This is a genomic window from Rhodospirillales bacterium (assembly GCA_028824295.1).
Classification (GTDB): domain Bacteria; phylum Pseudomonadota; class Alphaproteobacteria; order TMED109; family TMED109; genus VXPW01.
In genome coordinates this window covers 121549-134583 of sequence record JAPPED010000026.1, presented here as the reverse complement: position 1 = coordinate 134583, position 13035 = coordinate 121549, and the positions used below count along the sequence as shown (strand labels likewise).

16 protein-coding genes are annotated in these 13035 nt (G+C 63.4%); 7 read left to right on the top strand and 9 right to left on the bottom strand.

Annotated elements, in window-relative coordinates:
* Positions 1-450: 450 nt before the first annotated feature.
* From OXH60_11200 to OXH60_11175, 6 genes are all read left to right on the top strand, one after another.
* A complete protein-coding gene (locus OXH60_11200; protein MDE0712686.1) occupies positions 451-1287 on the top strand; it encodes a kinase/pyrophosphorylase in 837 nt (278 codons plus the stop codon).
* Positions 1287-2150 carry a shikimate dehydrogenase gene (locus tag OXH60_11195; protein ID MDE0712685.1) on the top strand — a complete coding sequence of 288 codons (864 nt, stop codon included), beginning with the start codon at positions 1287-1289 and terminating at the stop codon, positions 2148-2150. Before OXH60_11200 ends, OXH60_11195 begins: the two co-directional genes overlap by 1 nt.
* Complete coding sequence (coaE, locus tag OXH60_11190) at positions 2150-2767, top strand: dephospho-CoA kinase (protein MDE0712684.1); 618 nt, start codon at positions 2150-2152, stop codon at positions 2765-2767. Before OXH60_11195 ends, coaE begins: the two co-directional genes overlap by 1 nt.
* Before the next feature lie 43 nt (positions 2768-2810).
* Positions 2811-3491 carry a DNA polymerase III subunit epsilon gene (gene dnaQ, locus OXH60_11185; GenBank protein MDE0712683.1) on the top strand — a complete coding sequence of 227 codons (681 nt, stop codon included), beginning with the start codon at positions 2811-2813 and terminating at the stop codon, positions 3489-3491.
* A gap of 131 nt (positions 3492-3622) precedes the next feature.
* On the top strand, positions 3623-4288 hold the full coding sequence (locus OXH60_11180; protein ID MDE0712682.1) for a Tim44/TimA family putative adaptor protein: 666 nt from the start codon (positions 3623-3625) through the stop codon (positions 4286-4288).
* Positions 4285-5508: an MltA domain-containing protein gene (locus OXH60_11175; protein ID MDE0712681.1), complete on the top strand. Its 1224-nt coding sequence runs from the start codon at positions 4285-4287 to the stop codon at positions 5506-5508. Before OXH60_11180 ends, OXH60_11175 begins: the two co-directional genes overlap by 4 nt.
* A gap of 20 nt (positions 5509-5528) precedes the next feature.
* Here the strand turns inward: OXH60_11175 and OXH60_11170 are convergent, their stop codons facing one another.
* Genes OXH60_11170 through OXH60_11140 form a run of 7 tightly spaced genes read right to left on the bottom strand, consistent with a single transcriptional unit; the run spans position 5529 to position 11209 of the window.
* Positions 5529-6395, bottom strand: coding sequence for a hemolysin family protein (locus OXH60_11170; GenBank protein ID MDE0712680.1), 867 nt, complete (start codon positions 6393-6395; stop codon positions 5529-5531).
* The gene (gene ybeY, locus OXH60_11165; GenBank protein ID MDE0712679.1) at positions 6392-6865 is read right to left on the bottom strand and encodes an rRNA maturation RNase YbeY; all 474 of its coding nucleotides are present in this window, start codon (positions 6863-6865) and stop codon (positions 6392-6394) included. The genes OXH60_11170 and ybeY overlap by 4 nt, the downstream gene beginning before the upstream one ends.
* Positions 6862-7827: a PhoH family protein gene (locus OXH60_11160; protein ID MDE0712678.1), complete on the bottom strand. Its 966-nt coding sequence runs from the start codon at positions 7825-7827 to the stop codon at positions 6862-6864. The genes ybeY and OXH60_11160 overlap by 4 nt, the downstream gene beginning before the upstream one ends.
* A complete protein-coding gene (miaB, locus tag OXH60_11155; GenBank protein MDE0712677.1) occupies positions 7824-9194 on the bottom strand; it encodes a tRNA (N6-isopentenyl adenosine(37)-C2)-methylthiotransferase MiaB in 1371 nt (456 codons plus the stop codon). The genes OXH60_11160 and miaB overlap by 4 nt, the downstream gene beginning before the upstream one ends.
* Complete coding sequence (locus OXH60_11150) at positions 9191-10012, bottom strand: lysophospholipid acyltransferase family protein (protein MDE0712676.1); 822 nt, start codon at positions 10010-10012, stop codon at positions 9191-9193. The genes miaB and OXH60_11150 overlap by 4 nt, the downstream gene beginning before the upstream one ends.
* A gap of 3 nt (positions 10013-10015) precedes the next feature.
* Complete coding sequence (locus OXH60_11145) at positions 10016-10828, bottom strand: GNAT family N-acetyltransferase (protein MDE0712675.1); 813 nt, start codon at positions 10826-10828, stop codon at positions 10016-10018.
* Between the two features lie 3 nt (positions 10829-10831).
* Positions 10832-11209, bottom strand: a complete 378-nt coding sequence (locus OXH60_11140) for a transcriptional repressor (protein ID MDE0712674.1) — start codon at positions 11207-11209, stop codon at positions 10832-10834.
* 96 nt (positions 11210-11305) lie between these two features.
* On the opposite strand from OXH60_11140, the gene OXH60_11135 reads away from it, so the two are divergent.
* Complete coding sequence (locus OXH60_11135) at positions 11306-11641, top strand: sulfurtransferase TusA family protein (protein MDE0712673.1); 336 nt, start codon at positions 11306-11308, stop codon at positions 11639-11641.
* On the opposite strand, the gene tsaB is transcribed toward OXH60_11135, so the two are convergent.
* Together tsaB and OXH60_11125 are read right to left on the bottom strand one after the other, a co-directional pair.
* Entirely contained in the window at positions 11620-12312 is a 693-nt protein-coding gene (gene tsaB / locus OXH60_11130; protein MDE0712672.1) for a tRNA (adenosine(37)-N6)-threonylcarbamoyltransferase complex dimerization subunit type 1 TsaB, read from the bottom strand. The genes OXH60_11135 and tsaB overlap by 22 nt on opposite strands.
* 9 nt (positions 12313-12321) lie before the next feature.
* Positions 12322-12879, bottom strand: coding sequence for a NifU family protein (locus OXH60_11125; GenBank protein ID MDE0712671.1), 558 nt, complete (start codon positions 12877-12879; stop codon positions 12322-12324).
* Between the last annotated feature and the right edge of the window lie 156 nt (positions 12880-13035).

Genomic DNA, 13035 nt, shown 5'->3' with positions numbered 1-13035 from the left:
AGGCGGCAGGCTAGGCGGAAGGGGCCGCTATGTCAACGTGGGTATATAATCCCCAGAAAAACAGTGATGGCGCCAGCACGATATATGCGTTCTTCACTCAGGATGCAAACTAAAATACTAGGTTGTTTGTACAAATAATCGATTATAGTTGACCTGTTGGTTGTCGGAATCAGATGTTTTTGCAGGGTTTTTCCAAAGACCAAGACGATCGGTTCAGCTGATCATGTCCTTGCGAATAAACGTCGGAAAACGGTTGCAACTCATTGTCCAACCGATAGTTGAGTGATCACAGGGTAACGGATGAAGCCTGTGTGAAACCGATCACGGCAGGGTTTTCATGGTTTCGTCGTTGCTGTCGGTCGTATCGTATAACCTGTGCGGAACCCTTAAGGGGTTGAGGAATATCTGGCGGCAGAATCACGCAAGGCTTTCTTCGGAAATTTTCCACAGATGCGCAAGGCTTTTTCCCGTAGCCCTTTCCACATTCATCTCGTGTCGGATTCCACAGGTGAGACCGTTAACACCGTTGCTCGCGCTGCTGCTACCTACTTTCGGGATGTCGAAACGGTCGAACACAACGCAATCCTTGTCCGCACTCGCTCCCAGCTGAACCGCGTCCTGAAGCAGGTCGACAAGCATCGCGGGATTGCCCTTTACACGTTGGCGGATTCCGAACTCCGCACTGTTTTCGAGACGGAGTGCCGTCGGATGCGGGTACCGGCGCTGGCGATACTTGATCCCGTGGTCGCTACTCTGGCCACGGTACTGGGAGTGGAACCGGCTGCGAGCCAGCCGGGTGCTCAACACAGGATTGACCGGGAGTATTTTCGACGGATCCAGGCGATGGAGTTCGCACTGACCCACGATGATGGTCAACTTGCCGCCCAGGCGGAAGATGCGGATGTGATGCTGGTAGGGGTTTCCAGGACTTCGAAGACGCCCACCTCGATGTATCTGGCCAACCGGGGCGTTCGCGTTGCAAATGTACCGGTGGTTCCTGGTATCGAACTTCCGCGCTGGATCATGGAAGGCACCGGGAACGCGCTGATCGTGGCCTTGACAACGTCTCCTGACAGACTGTCCGTACTCCGCCGCGCTCGGCTTTCGACCATTGGTGTGGAAGCTGATGCAAGCTATTCCGACCGCGTTCGCATTCGAGACGAGGTCATCGAAGCGAACCGGATGTATGCCCGCATGGGCTGGCCCACCATCGATGTAACCGGAAGATCAATCGAGGAAACGTCAGCGTCGGTCCTGGAACTCATGCGCAAGCGGCGGGATTCCTGATGACCCAGCAAGCTTCGGCGGAACCCTCGGCCGATGGAACCCGGCTGGCTGGGATCGTCGGTTGGCCGGTGGTTCACTCGTTGTCTCCCGTGATTCACTCCTACTGGATTCGCAAACACCGGCTGAATGCGGCCTACGTACCGTTGCCAGTGCGGCCGGGACACTTGGCGACAGCACTCCGAGCCCTGCCGGCACTGGGATTCCGCGGCTGCAACGTGACTGTTCCGCACAAGGTGGAAGCGCGTTCTCTCGTCGACGAGGAAAGTGCGCTGGCAGGCAGCGTGGGGGCCGTGAACACGATTTTCGTTAAGGAAGGACGTCTGATCGGAGCCAACACCGATGTCGGCGGCTTTGTCGAGGGATTGCATGAACAACGGCCGGAATGGCACCGGTTGGGCCGACGAGCCGTCGTCGTCGGTGCAGGTGGAGCAGCACGCGCGATCGTCGCGGGATTGTGCGCCGAGCAGGACGGCGAAATCGTGATTGCCAACCGCACGTTGGCCAAGGCCGAGCACATCGCCGCCCAGTTCGAAAGCGTGCGTGCAGTGGGCCTTCGTGAACTCGAGGCGGAGCTGGCCGGCGCGGGCCTGCTGGTCAATGCATCGACACTCGGAATGGGGAACGGCCCGGTCTTGGATCCTGACCTTGCCGGCCTGGCGGACGAAGCGGTCGTGGCGGACATCGTGTACGTGCCGCTGGAGACCGCGTTGCTGCGCCGGGCATCGCGTCGGGGACTGGCGACCGTGGACGGTCTAGGAATGCTTCTTCATCAGGCAGTCACCGGCTTCGAGGGGTGGTTCGGTGTGCGCCCGGTAGTGGATCAGGACCTTCGAAAGCATGTGCTCGCGACGCTGGAGAAGTAGTGGTTGTTCTTGGACTTACCGGTACCGTCGCGATGGGAAAGAGCCGGACAGCGGGACTTTGTGCACGCCTCGGTGTGCCAGTATTCGATTCTGATGCCGTGGCCCGCCGCGTTACCGCGCCGGGCGGAGCGGCCACGGCTGCCGTGCTGGCCGCCTTTCCCGAGGCTGTGTGCGGAAACGCGATCGACCGGGCAGCACTGGCGCAACGGGTGTTCTCCGACCGTGCTGCTCTCAGGCAGCTGGAGACAATCGTGCATCCGTACGTAGCTCAGGCTCGAAACGTCTGGCTGCGTCGCTGGGCGCTGGCCCGGACCGCTGTCGTCGTGCTGGACGTGCCGTTGCTCTTCGAGACGGGTGGAGACATGCACTGTGACGCCGTGTTGGTCGTTGCCGCTCCACGATTCCTCCAACGTCAACGGGTACTGCAGCGCCCGAACATGGATGAAGCGCGGCTGCGCGGAATTCTGGAGCGGCAGATGTCGACGGTGGAACAGCAACGGAGGGCCGATGCCGTCATTCCAACCGGGCAGGGGCTCCGGGTGGCGTTGAGGGCGCTCCGCCGGGCGCTGCGTCGGCATGGACCGCGCAGGACCGGGCGGCCGAGGCCGATTCGATGAGACCGTGTTCGGCCGACGGAATTCGCGTTCAGGGGGGGCGGCGATGACGGCTCGACTGCTGGCGGTGGATACGGAAACGACAGGCCTTCGGCCGGATGAAGGGCACCGGGTCGTGGAAATCGGCTGCGTCGAATTGCGCAACAATGTGCCGACCGGCCGTACCTGGCACACGTTCGTGAATCCGAGGCGCGACATTCCCGAGAAAGCCCGACAAGTCCATGGCCTTTCGGAAGAGTTCCTGGCCGACAAGCCGACATTCGAAGAGATTGCGGACCAGTTCGTCGAGTTCTTGGGAGAATCGCCGCTGCTCTTCCACAATGCCCCGTTCGATCTTGGCTTCCTGGACGCCGAGCTGGCGAGGGTGGGCCAGGGAGGTGTGTCGTCCGGCCGGGAAATCCTGGACACGATGGAACTCGCTGGTGGATTCGTAACGCTGAACAACCTTTGCCGCCGCCACGGAATCGACCTTGCGGTACGTCGCCACCGACACGGCGCCCTGATTGACGCGCAGTTGCTGGCGGAGGTCTACATCGAAATGACCGGGGGTCGTCAGGGCTCATTCCTGCTCGACACCACGCCGGTCGCCACCGGCCTTCAGGCGGAGACGGCGGCCGAGGCGAATTGGCCGGAGCGGCGGTATGTGCCTGACGAGAACGAAGCACGGGCGCACCGCGCGATGCTTCAAGGCTTGCCGAACCCTATTTGGAAGAAGTACCTCGACTGACTCGTTTGCCGAGCTCTTGGGGAAAGCAGGACTCCACCGGCCGCACGCGCCGCGGGAGCCTTGTGTTACATTGATGCCCGTTGGCGGGAACAATCGCTGGACGGCCAGCTTCGAGGAATTACCGCGCTCCCATGCAGTATTTCGACATCCTCCTGTTCGCGGTGATCACGGGCTTCCTGCTGATCCGCCTGCACCGAGTGCTGGGTCGCCGCACAGGTCACGAAAGCCCGCCCCCCGAGGCGCCGTCGAATTCCGACTCGCCAAGTCAGGCCGATGCGTCGGTAGCTGGGGAGATCGAGGCAGAAGCCGAGATGCCGGAAGCACCGGAGACCGGACGTGCCGGTGCGCAGGGCCAGGCTACCGGCTTGGCGGCGGTGCAAGCTGCCGATTCGTCGTTCGAACCGGAACATTTCCTTGCAGGCGCACGGCAGGCATTCGCAATGATCGTTGGAGCGTTTGCTGCTGGAGAGAGAGAACCGCTGCAGCGACTGCTCTCCGCTTCGGTGTACCGCAGCTTTGAAGCCTCCATCACTGACCGGGAACGGGACGGCAACGCGATGGAAGTCAGAGACATCAAGGTCGTGCACGCTTCGATCGAAAGTGCCTGGATGGAGAACACGCACGCCGTGGTTCGGGTCGAATTCGAGAGCGAGAAGATCGAGGTGATCCGTGATGCCGCCGGAGTGGTGGTTGACGGAGACCCTGACATTCCCGGCCGTGCGAATGATCTCTGGACCTTCTCCAGGGATGTCAGCCAGGGCGATCCAAACTGGATTCTCATTCGCACCGGCGAATGAGGCTGGCAAGAGGACCCGGAATCGGTCGACTACTGGCAGCCAGTGGCTGGCTCGCGCTTGCCATCCTGCAGGTTGGTTGCGCACCGGGGTCGAGGTTCACGGGGGCGGTTGTGCCGGCCCCGTCCGGGTCCGCGTCAACTGTAACCTTCGCCGATCTCCCCAGGTGGCAGGGCGACAACCAGGCCGAGGCCCTCGCTGCCTTGACCAACAGTTGTGCCAAGCTAGCGGCGATGCCGCCCGAGACCGATCTCGGCGTAAAGGCCGGCCCGGTCCGCCACATGCAGCAGATTTGCTCGGCCCTGAAAGGGGCGTCGATCACGAGCCCAAAGGAAGGGCGGGCCTTCTTTGAACGCTGGTTTGCTCCGGTGTCCCTGTCGGCGGATTCCGAAGCGGACGCCCTGTTTACCGGTTACTTCGAGCCCGAGGTCGCCGGCCAGCTGACGCCGGCTCCGGGCGCGGAGCCCCTGTACAAGCGACCGCCGGAGCTGGTGGAAGTTGATCTCGGTGAATTTCGGCCGTCGCTTCGCGGCACCAGGTTGACGGGGCACGTAGAGAACGGGCAGCTGGTGCCGATGCCCGACCGGGAATCGATTCAGAATGGCGCGCTGGCCGGCCGGAACCTGGAGCTGGTCTGGATTCTCGACCCGGTGGAAGCGTTTTTCCTACACATCCAGGGATCCGGGCGTGTCCGCCTTGCTGATGGCTCAGTCATGCATGTCGGCTACGCCGGCTCCAACGGGCATCCGTACTACGCGGTCGGTCGAACATTGCTGCGGCGCGGGGCCATCGACGCCAGCGAAATCTCACTCCAGTCCATCGCCGCCTGGCTGCGGGAGCACCCTGAGGAGATGCGCTCGCTGATGGCGGAGAATACTTCCTACGTGTTCTTCGAGACCCGCTCGGCGGCAGGGCCGATCGGCGCGGCGGGCGTGCCCCTCACCCCCCGACGTTCAATAGCAGTGGATCCGGCTCATGTCCCACTGCATCTGCCGGTCTGGGTGGAGACCCGTGTCCCCGTTTCTGACGGCGGCGATTCGGTCTTCGCGCAGTTGATGCTGGCGCAGGACACTGGCTCCGCAATTCGGGGACGGCAGCGCGGGGACCTGTTCTTCGGACATGGAGTACAGGCGCGGGAACAGGCGGGACACATGCGCGCTTCAGGTCGGATCTGGGTTCTGGTCCCGCGATCTCACATCAATGCGAGCCGGGGGCCGAAGTAAGTCGCAGGGAGGACCGGGTGCTATCCGGACACGCGGTGCCCCTTGGCGCAGACCTGCACCCTCAGTACCGCGCGGTCGCTGACGTCCACGGGCGTGAACTCAAGTCCATTGTGTTCCAGATGCTCGCCTTCGCTCGGGAACTCGCCGGCGACGGCAATCACCAGACCGCCGATGCTCTCCACGTCCTCAAATCGACCCGTCCGCAGGTGCATTCCAACCTGCTCTTCGAACTCCTTGATCGGGTACCGCCCGTCTACTTCGTAGATCCCCTTCGCGACTTCCACAAGGTCCGGCGGGGGAGTCTGGTCGTGTTCATCCTCGATTTCGCCGACAATCTCCTCGAGCAGGTCTTCAATCGTGACCAGTCCGTCAGTGCCTCCGTGCTCGTCGGCGACGATCGCAATGTGGCAACGTTCACTTTGCATCTGGCCAAGGAGTTCCGTGACTGGTGTCGAGGGCGCGACCGTGAGAATGGGCCGCATGATGTCGGAGAGTTGAAACCCGTCACTCTTGCCCCACCACGACAGCAAGTCCTTCATGTGAATCATGCCGATGATGTCGTCAAGATCGCGGTCGAACACCGGTAGGCGGGAGTGTCCCGCTTGCCTGCCCGTGTCGATCAGCTGCTTGATCGAAGCGGTCGCGGGCACCGCAACAATCTCGCTGCGCGTCACCATGACTTCTTCCACGTCGATGGTGCCGAGGCGGAGCAGCTGACGCAGAATTCCGGCTTGTTTCGGTGTCAGATCGTGGAACTGGCCGACCGTCTCGACGGTATGTCGGATGCGCCCGTCCCGGCCGGTTGGTCGCCCGAGCATCTTCCAGTAGCGATCGGCAATAAATGTCCAGAACGGAGGTCTGGACTGGATATGGGCAGGCTCAGTCACTTGGGGCCGGCGCCCGGTTCCAGGTATGGATCGCCGATACCGAAATCGGCAAGCATCAAGCGTTCAGTGTCTTCCATGCACTTCGCGGACGGATCGGTGTCGTGCCGAAATCCTACCAAATGGAGCATGCCATGCACTGCGAGATGCGCAAGGTGGTGGCTCAGGGGCAGGCCCCGCTCGCGCGCTTCTCGCTCGGTGGTCTCGAACCCGATCGCGACGTCACCCAACTCCGGGTCCGCTGCGACAGGTGAAACCGTGTCTTCTTGCGGAAACGACAGGACGTTGGTGGGTTGGTCAATGTTGCGCCAGCAGCGGTTCAATCTTTGCATCTCGGCATCGCTGGTGAGACGAAGATTGGCACGTTCCGAGCCATGTCCTCGGATCGCACGGGCTGCGCAGGCCTGCGCCAGCCCCGTAAGTTGGGGGTCGTCCCAACGCGGATCCGCAATTTGCAGCACGACACGGCTCATGCTTTGGGCTTGCGCGGAGCGACGATGCCGCCCGCGTCGGCCTGTTCGTACGCCCGCACGATTTCGGAAACGAGAGGAGGCCGGATCACGTCCCGGTCGTTGAAGCGCACCTGGGCTACGTCCTTGAGGCCTGCGGTGACCTGCAGTGCTTCGGCCAACCCGGATCGACTGCCGGGCGGAAGGTCGATCTGGGAGAGGTCCCCGGTGACCGCCATTCTCGCCCCTTCGCCCAGTCGTGTAAGGAACATCTTCATTTGAATGGTTGTGGCGTTCTGAGCTTCGTCAAGGATGATGAAGGCGTTCGTGAGTGTCCGGCCCCGCATGAAGCCGAGCGGGGCAATTTCGATCACCCCCTTTTCCATGCGCCGCGCCAGCCAATCGCGGTGCAGCATGTCGCCCAGCGCATCATGCAAGGGTCGAAGATACGGATCGATCTTCTCGCGGAGGTCCCCAGGCAAGAAGCCCAGTCGCTCGCCGGCTTCAACGGCGGGCCGTGATAACACGATCCGTTCGATCGCGCCGCTCCGGAGTTCGGCGGCGGCCACCGCCACCGCCAGGTAGGTCTTGCCGGTACCGGCGGCGCCAACACCGAAAGTAAGCGGCTTGGTGCGCAGGGCCCGGATGTATTCCGTTTGGTGGACTGTGCGCGGGAAGACGCTTCGTTTTGCGGTCTTGATCGTGTCGCCCGCGCGGGAGGGCGCCCCGCCCATGCGGAAGGCGGCTTCGATTTCCGGTCTGCCCACCCGCTGACCCGTCTCGAGCAGGCGATAAAGATCGGCGAGCATGTCCCGGGCGCGCTTCGCCTCCGCGCCGGTGATCGACAGGGTGTTGCCGCGGCTCGACACCGTCACGTCCAACATGCGTTCGACCTGATGCAAGTTGCCGTCTTTTTCGCCGAAGAGTTCGGCGAGCAGGGCATTGTCTTGGAACGAGACTTGAACCGCTTCGCTTTGCTTACTCATCCTTTGGCGTTCTCGCATTCGACTGCCAAGACCCCCGCCAGGCCGTGCGGCCCTGCTCGCGTGACGAATACGGGTTGGATGGTGCCCAAGAAAGATTCGTCCGCGTCGACATGGACCGCGTGCATCCAGGGGCTGCGTCCCGTGAGTTGCCCGGCGAGGCGGCCGCGACGCTCGAACAGGACGGGCACGGTCGCGTTTTCGAAACCGCGATTGAAGCTGTGCTGCTGATCGGCGAGCAGCGCCTGAAGGATCGATAGACGGCGGGCCTTGTCCGGCTCGGCCACTTGGTGTGGCAAGACGGCGGCCGGCGTTCCTGGCCGGCGGCTGTAGCGGAAGGAGTAGGCGGCCGCAAACGAGGTTTCCTCGACCAACCGCAGGGTCGCTTCGAAGTCGTGCTCCGATTCTCCGGGAAACCCCACGATGAAGTCCGACGAAAGCGCGAGATCAGGCCGCACCTCACGTAATTTGCGGACGGTCGCCATGAAGGAAGCGGCGGTGTGGGCCCGGTTCATCGCCCGCAGGACTCGATCCGATCCCGACTGGACGGGGAGATGCAGATACGGCATCAGGGGTTCGAGGTCGCCATGTGCGCGGATCAGTTCGTCCGTCATGTTGGCGGGGTGCGAAGTGGTGTAACGCAGCCGCACGATGCCGTCGATCTCCGCGAGTCTTCGAAGCAGACCGGCCAGCGAAACCTCCGTGCCGCCCGCATCCAAGCCGTGGTAGGCGTTCACGTTCTGCCCGAGCAGGCACAGCTCGCTGGCGCCTTGGTCCACGAGCGACTCCGCCTCTCGGACCACGTCTTCGACTGGCCGCGAGTATTCCGCTCCGCGCGTGTACGGCACCACGCAAAACGTGCAAAACCGGTCACACCCCTCTTGGACAGAGAGGAACGCTGCCGGCCCCGAACCGCTGCGGGAGGGCAATTCGTCAAACTTGCGCACTGCCGGGAAGTCCGTACAGATGACCGGCGCCTTGCCCGCGCGGTCGGCTTGGGCCAAGAGCTCCGGCAGCCGGTGGTAAGTCTGTGGGCCGACCACGATGTCGACCTCGGGGCGCCGACGGCGGATTTCCGCCCCTTCCGCCTGGGCCACGCAGCCGGCGACGACGAAGCGCACGCGGCGACCCGCGCGGCGGGCGGTAGCCCGGAGCGGCACAAGCCGGCCCAGGTCGGAGTAAACCTTCTCCGCAGCCTTCTCGCGTATATGGCAGGTATTCAGGACGATCAGGTCGGCAGCCTCGGGGGCGTCGGTGCGGGTGTATCCGAGCGGGGCCAGCATCTCTGCCATCCGCTCCGAGTCGTAGACGTTCATCTGGCAGCCGTACGTACGAATGTACACTTGGCGTGCGGTTGACGGTTCAGTCATGCGGTGGACGGCTGACCCTTGGTTGCGGCACCCCGGGCGCGCCCGGCCAGCGCCCGCGCTAGCCCATCGGCGACGCTCCGTTCCGCAAGTCGAGCAAGCTGCTTCCGATCCGAAATCTTGGGCAGCGGCGGGTGAAAGCTCACGGTGACCTCCATGTGCCCGAGTCCCAGCAGCTTCCAAACGTGTGGGAGCAGGTCCATGCCACCGTACCAAGTGATGAGCGGGCGATTTCTGCGGTCGAGAGGCAGGCCGTTGAGCCCGCTGTAGCAGATTGAGACCGGCTGCACCGTCAGGCTGCGTAGAACCTCTCGTTCCGCGAAATTGAACAGCGCGGACCGAAAGCGAAGAACGCGATTGCCGTCACCGCTGGTGCCTTCAGGAAAGAGGACAATGTTGTCGCTGTCCGCCAGTCGACGGGTTAGTTCGGCACCGTGGGCGACCGCCTGGCTGCGTCGACGGTCGATAAAGATGCTTCGCTGAAGTTTCGCGAGCCACCCGAAGAAGAACCACCCGGCGATTTCCGCCTTCGCCACAAACGACACCGGTGCCAAGGACGAGAGCACGACAATGTCCAGCCAAGAGGTGTGGTTGCTGGCAAACAGGGTAGGGGGTTTGTTGCTGGGGCGGCCGATGCGACGGACCCGGACCCCGAACAGGTGCAGGAGTCCCCGATGGAAGAAGACCGGTATCCGGCGCGACAGGCGAGAACCGCCGGCAAGCGCCACCAGGTGCACGGGAAGGAGCAGCAGGAACCAGATCAAGAAAGCAACACTCCGAAACATCGCGCGCGCATGCGAGGGCGCGAGGTCTTCTGCCATCGCCTAGTTGTACTCGCTCACTCCGGCTTCCCGCTCGTAGTGCTGGCGGTACCGTTTGCTGACCAGTTCGGTCTTCACAACCATGCAGACGTCGACCGTGCCGAACTGCCAGTCGATGACGGCGCCATCTCCGACGAACCCGCCAAGCCGGATGTAGCCCTTGACGAGTCCCGGCAGCGCCTTCAGGCCGTCGCGCGACGTGAATGCGTCCGGTGCCAGGCGGTCCATCGGAACCCTGAGGTTCTCGAGTGCCCGGGGACGCAGGTCCGGGGGCGCCAGATGGGCGTGGTGCAGGTAGCTGAGTGGAAGCGCGAGTTCGTCCGGATCGGTCCCGCTGAGGCTGGCGCATCCGAACATCAGCTGCACGTCGTGGTGGAAGACGTAGTGGGCGATGCCGCGCCACAGCAGTTGGGCCGTGGCCCCGTTTCGGTAGCTTGGGTGGATGCACATGCGGCCGAGCTCGACGAGAACCCCGGTCTGTTCGAGAATCGGCGCGAGGTCGTACTCTGTATTGGTGTAGAGCTCGCTCGAGGGTGTTTCCGCGCCGCAGCGGTGCAGCCGGTATGTGCCGATGACGGACCCGCCCGAGCCATGATCGAGCACCAGCAGGTGCTCCCATAGCGGGTCATAATGGTCAAAATCGCGCTGGCGTTTCCGCATCTCTGGCGAAGGCTTGGCCGACATTTCCTCGTAGAAGATCCGGTACCGCAGCGCTTGCGCGGCGTCCACCTCATCGGCCTTTGTGGCTAGGCGTACCTCAAGATTTCCGGCCCGCGCGACTGGCACTGCGCTGTGGCGGGGAGCGCACGGCGGCATCCCTCAATCCTGCTCCGGCTTGTTGATCCGGGTTCCGTACAACTCATGCCGATGGCCGGTCAGGCGGTACCCCAGCTTGCGGGCGACGGCTTCCTGCAGGTCCTCAATCTCTTCGTTCACGAACTCTATGACTTCGCCGGTGTCGACATCGATCAGATGGTCATGATGGGCGCGTTGGATCTCTTCGTAGCGCGCTCGACCATCGCCGAAGTCATGCTTCTCCAGGATTCCCGCTTCCTCAAGCAGCCGCATGGTTCGGTACACCGTCGCTAGGCTGATGCGCCCTTCGATCCGCGACGCTCTTCGGTAGACGTCTTCGGCTGCCGGGTGGTCGTCCGATTCAGCGAGAACTTGCACGATGACCCGGCGTTGCGAGGTCATCTTGAGGCCTCTGTCAGTGCAGAGTTTTTCCAAGTCTGAAGCGGTGGAGGACAACGTTCCTAGCAGTTCCGTTTGTGTCCGGGACCCACAGTATAGATGGGATGTGCCCGTGAGCAGAAAACCTGGGCGATATACTGGGATATTGTGCCTGTTTCCTCCGCCGAGATTCCGCCGACAGTTTCGGTTGTAACGCTAGATATCACTGACGACGTCTGTCCGATGACGTTCGTCCGCACGCGGATCGCGCTGGACCGATTGCCCGTCGACGGTGTTCTTGTAGTCCTGCTGACCGACGGAGAGCCGCTTGAGAACGTGCCACGTTCTGCAGCGGAGCTCGGATACCGAGTGGACCCGCCCGAGCCGTATCCCCCTGGGTCCGGGATTTGGCGGATCACCATCCGCCACCAGTCTCAGGCGACCGCCGGCGGCTGACGCCAATCGGCGGGCGGGGTGGCGTCTGCGGGCCGGAGATACAGCGGCTTTGGCCCACTCGTGTAGCCATGCCCCCGGCGCCCCCGAAGGGCTTGGCTGAGGGTCACGGCCAGGGCCTCTGGACTCGGGGTGGAGATGTCGGACCGCGGTATCCCGCGTCCCAGGATGTCCCGCAGTATGGTCGCGCCACTTCCGACCAGGAGCCGCATCCCCTCAGGGCACAGCGACCCGGCGGTTTCCGCGGCCGAACGCAACGGCGGTCCGACCGGTGTGCCGTCCGGCCGGAAATGACGGAGGTAGAGTTCGCCCCGGCGCGCATCGATCGCCGCGGTAACGGGGGCTTCGGCGGATCGCCCAGTGATGACCGTGCGGGCGAGCGCATCCAACGTTGGAACCCCCACCGCGGGCAGGTCCGCTGCCAGCCCCATCGCCCGTGCCGCGGCGATCCCGGACCGGATGCCGGTAAAGGTGCCGGGTCCGCGGGTACAGCCGATTCCTTCCAGGTCCCCGAAACCAACCCCTGACGCAGCCATCAGGTCGCGCAGCAACGGAACTAGCCGGTCGGCGTGTCCGCGCGGGCAAGGCTCGCAGTGCTTGGCAATGACCCGTTCCCCTTGAGCCAGCCCCGCGGTCAGGTGGTCCAGCGCCGTGTCAAAGAACAGGAATCGCACGTGCCCGGTTCAGGCGACCTCGCGGACTTCCTGCACCGCCGGAATGTAGTGCCGCAGCATGTTCTCTACGCCCATCTTCAGGGTCGTCATGGAGCTCGGGCAGCCGGAGCAGGCACCGTGCAGTTCCAGCATCACAACACCGTCGCGATAGCCGTGGAACACGATGTCGCCGCCATGGCCGGCAACCGCGGGCCGCACCCGTGTGTCGATGAGGTCGCGGATTTCCGCCACCACTTCCGCGTCTTCCGGTCTCACCGCGGCTTCCGCCGTCGGTTCGGCGGGAGCGGCCACGGTCGGCTCGCCGGACGCGTAGTGCTGCATGATCGCCGCGAGCAATAACGGCTTCAGCGGCTGCCATTCAACTTCGGGGGCACGCGTGACGGTAATGAAGTCACGTCCGAGGAAGACGCCCGCTACCCCCTCGACGGAGAAGAGCCGGGCGGCCAGCGGCGACCGTTCGGCTTCGTCCGGACGGTTGAAGGAAGCCGTGCCGCGGTCCAGCACGGCCTGATCGGGCAGGAACTTGAGGGTTTCCGGATTCGGCGTGCCTTCTGTCTGGATGAACATGGCGTCGACCTCCTGGCATGTATCGGCGGGCCATTGGCCCATCCCTGCGTGGACTCCCACGAACGACGGCGGGCAGGTTTGGTGATGGCACCAAGCATACGGGATCGGCCGCCGACGCTCGCGCCGGACGGCACGTTGCACCGGTCGCGTCCAGGA

Bases quoted from the DNA above. Each gene is read 5' to 3' on its own strand.
- OXH60_11200 (MDE0712686.1), top strand. From the start codon at position 451: ATGCGCAAGGCTTTTTCCCGTAGCCCTTTCCACATTCATCTCGTGTCG.
- OXH60_11195 (MDE0712685.1), top strand. From the start codon at position 1,287: ATGACCCAGCAAGCTTCGGCGGAACCCTCGGCCGATGGAACCCGGCTG.
- dnaQ (MDE0712683.1), top strand. From the start codon at position 2,811: ATGACGGCTCGACTGCTGGCGGTGGATACGGAAACGACAGGCCTTCGG.
- OXH60_11180 (MDE0712682.1), top strand. From the start codon at position 3,623: ATGCAGTATTTCGACATCCTCCTGTTCGCGGTGATCACGGGCTTCCTG.
- OXH60_11175 (MDE0712681.1), top strand. From the start codon at position 4,285: ATGAGGCTGGCAAGAGGACCCGGAATCGGTCGACTACTGGCAGCCAGT.
- ybeY (MDE0712679.1), bottom strand. From the start codon at position 6,865: ATGAGCCGTGTCGTGCTGCAAATTGCGGATCCGCGTTGGGACGACCCC.
- OXH60_11160 (MDE0712678.1), bottom strand. From the start codon at position 7,827: ATGAGTAAGCAAAGCGAAGCGGTTCAAGTCTCGTTCCAAGACAATGCC.
- miaB (MDE0712677.1), bottom strand. From the start codon at position 9,194: ATGACTGAACCGTCAACCGCACGCCAAGTGTACATTCGTACGTACGGC.
- OXH60_11150 (MDE0712676.1), bottom strand. From the start codon at position 10,012: ATGGCAGAAGACCTCGCGCCCTCGCATGCGCGCGCGATGTTTCGGAGT.
- OXH60_11145 (MDE0712675.1), bottom strand. From the start codon at position 10,828: ATGCCGCCGTGCGCTCCCCGCCACAGCGCAGTGCCAGTCGCGCGGGCC.
- OXH60_11140 (MDE0712674.1), bottom strand. From the start codon at position 11,209: ATGACCTCGCAACGCCGGGTCATCGTGCAAGTTCTCGCTGAATCGGAC.
- OXH60_11135 (MDE0712673.1), top strand. From the start codon at position 11,306: ATGGGATGTGCCCGTGAGCAGAAAACCTGGGCGATATACTGGGATATT.
- OXH60_11125 (MDE0712671.1), bottom strand. From the start codon at position 12,879: ATGTTCATCCAGACAGAAGGCACGCCGAATCCGGAAACCCTCAAGTTC.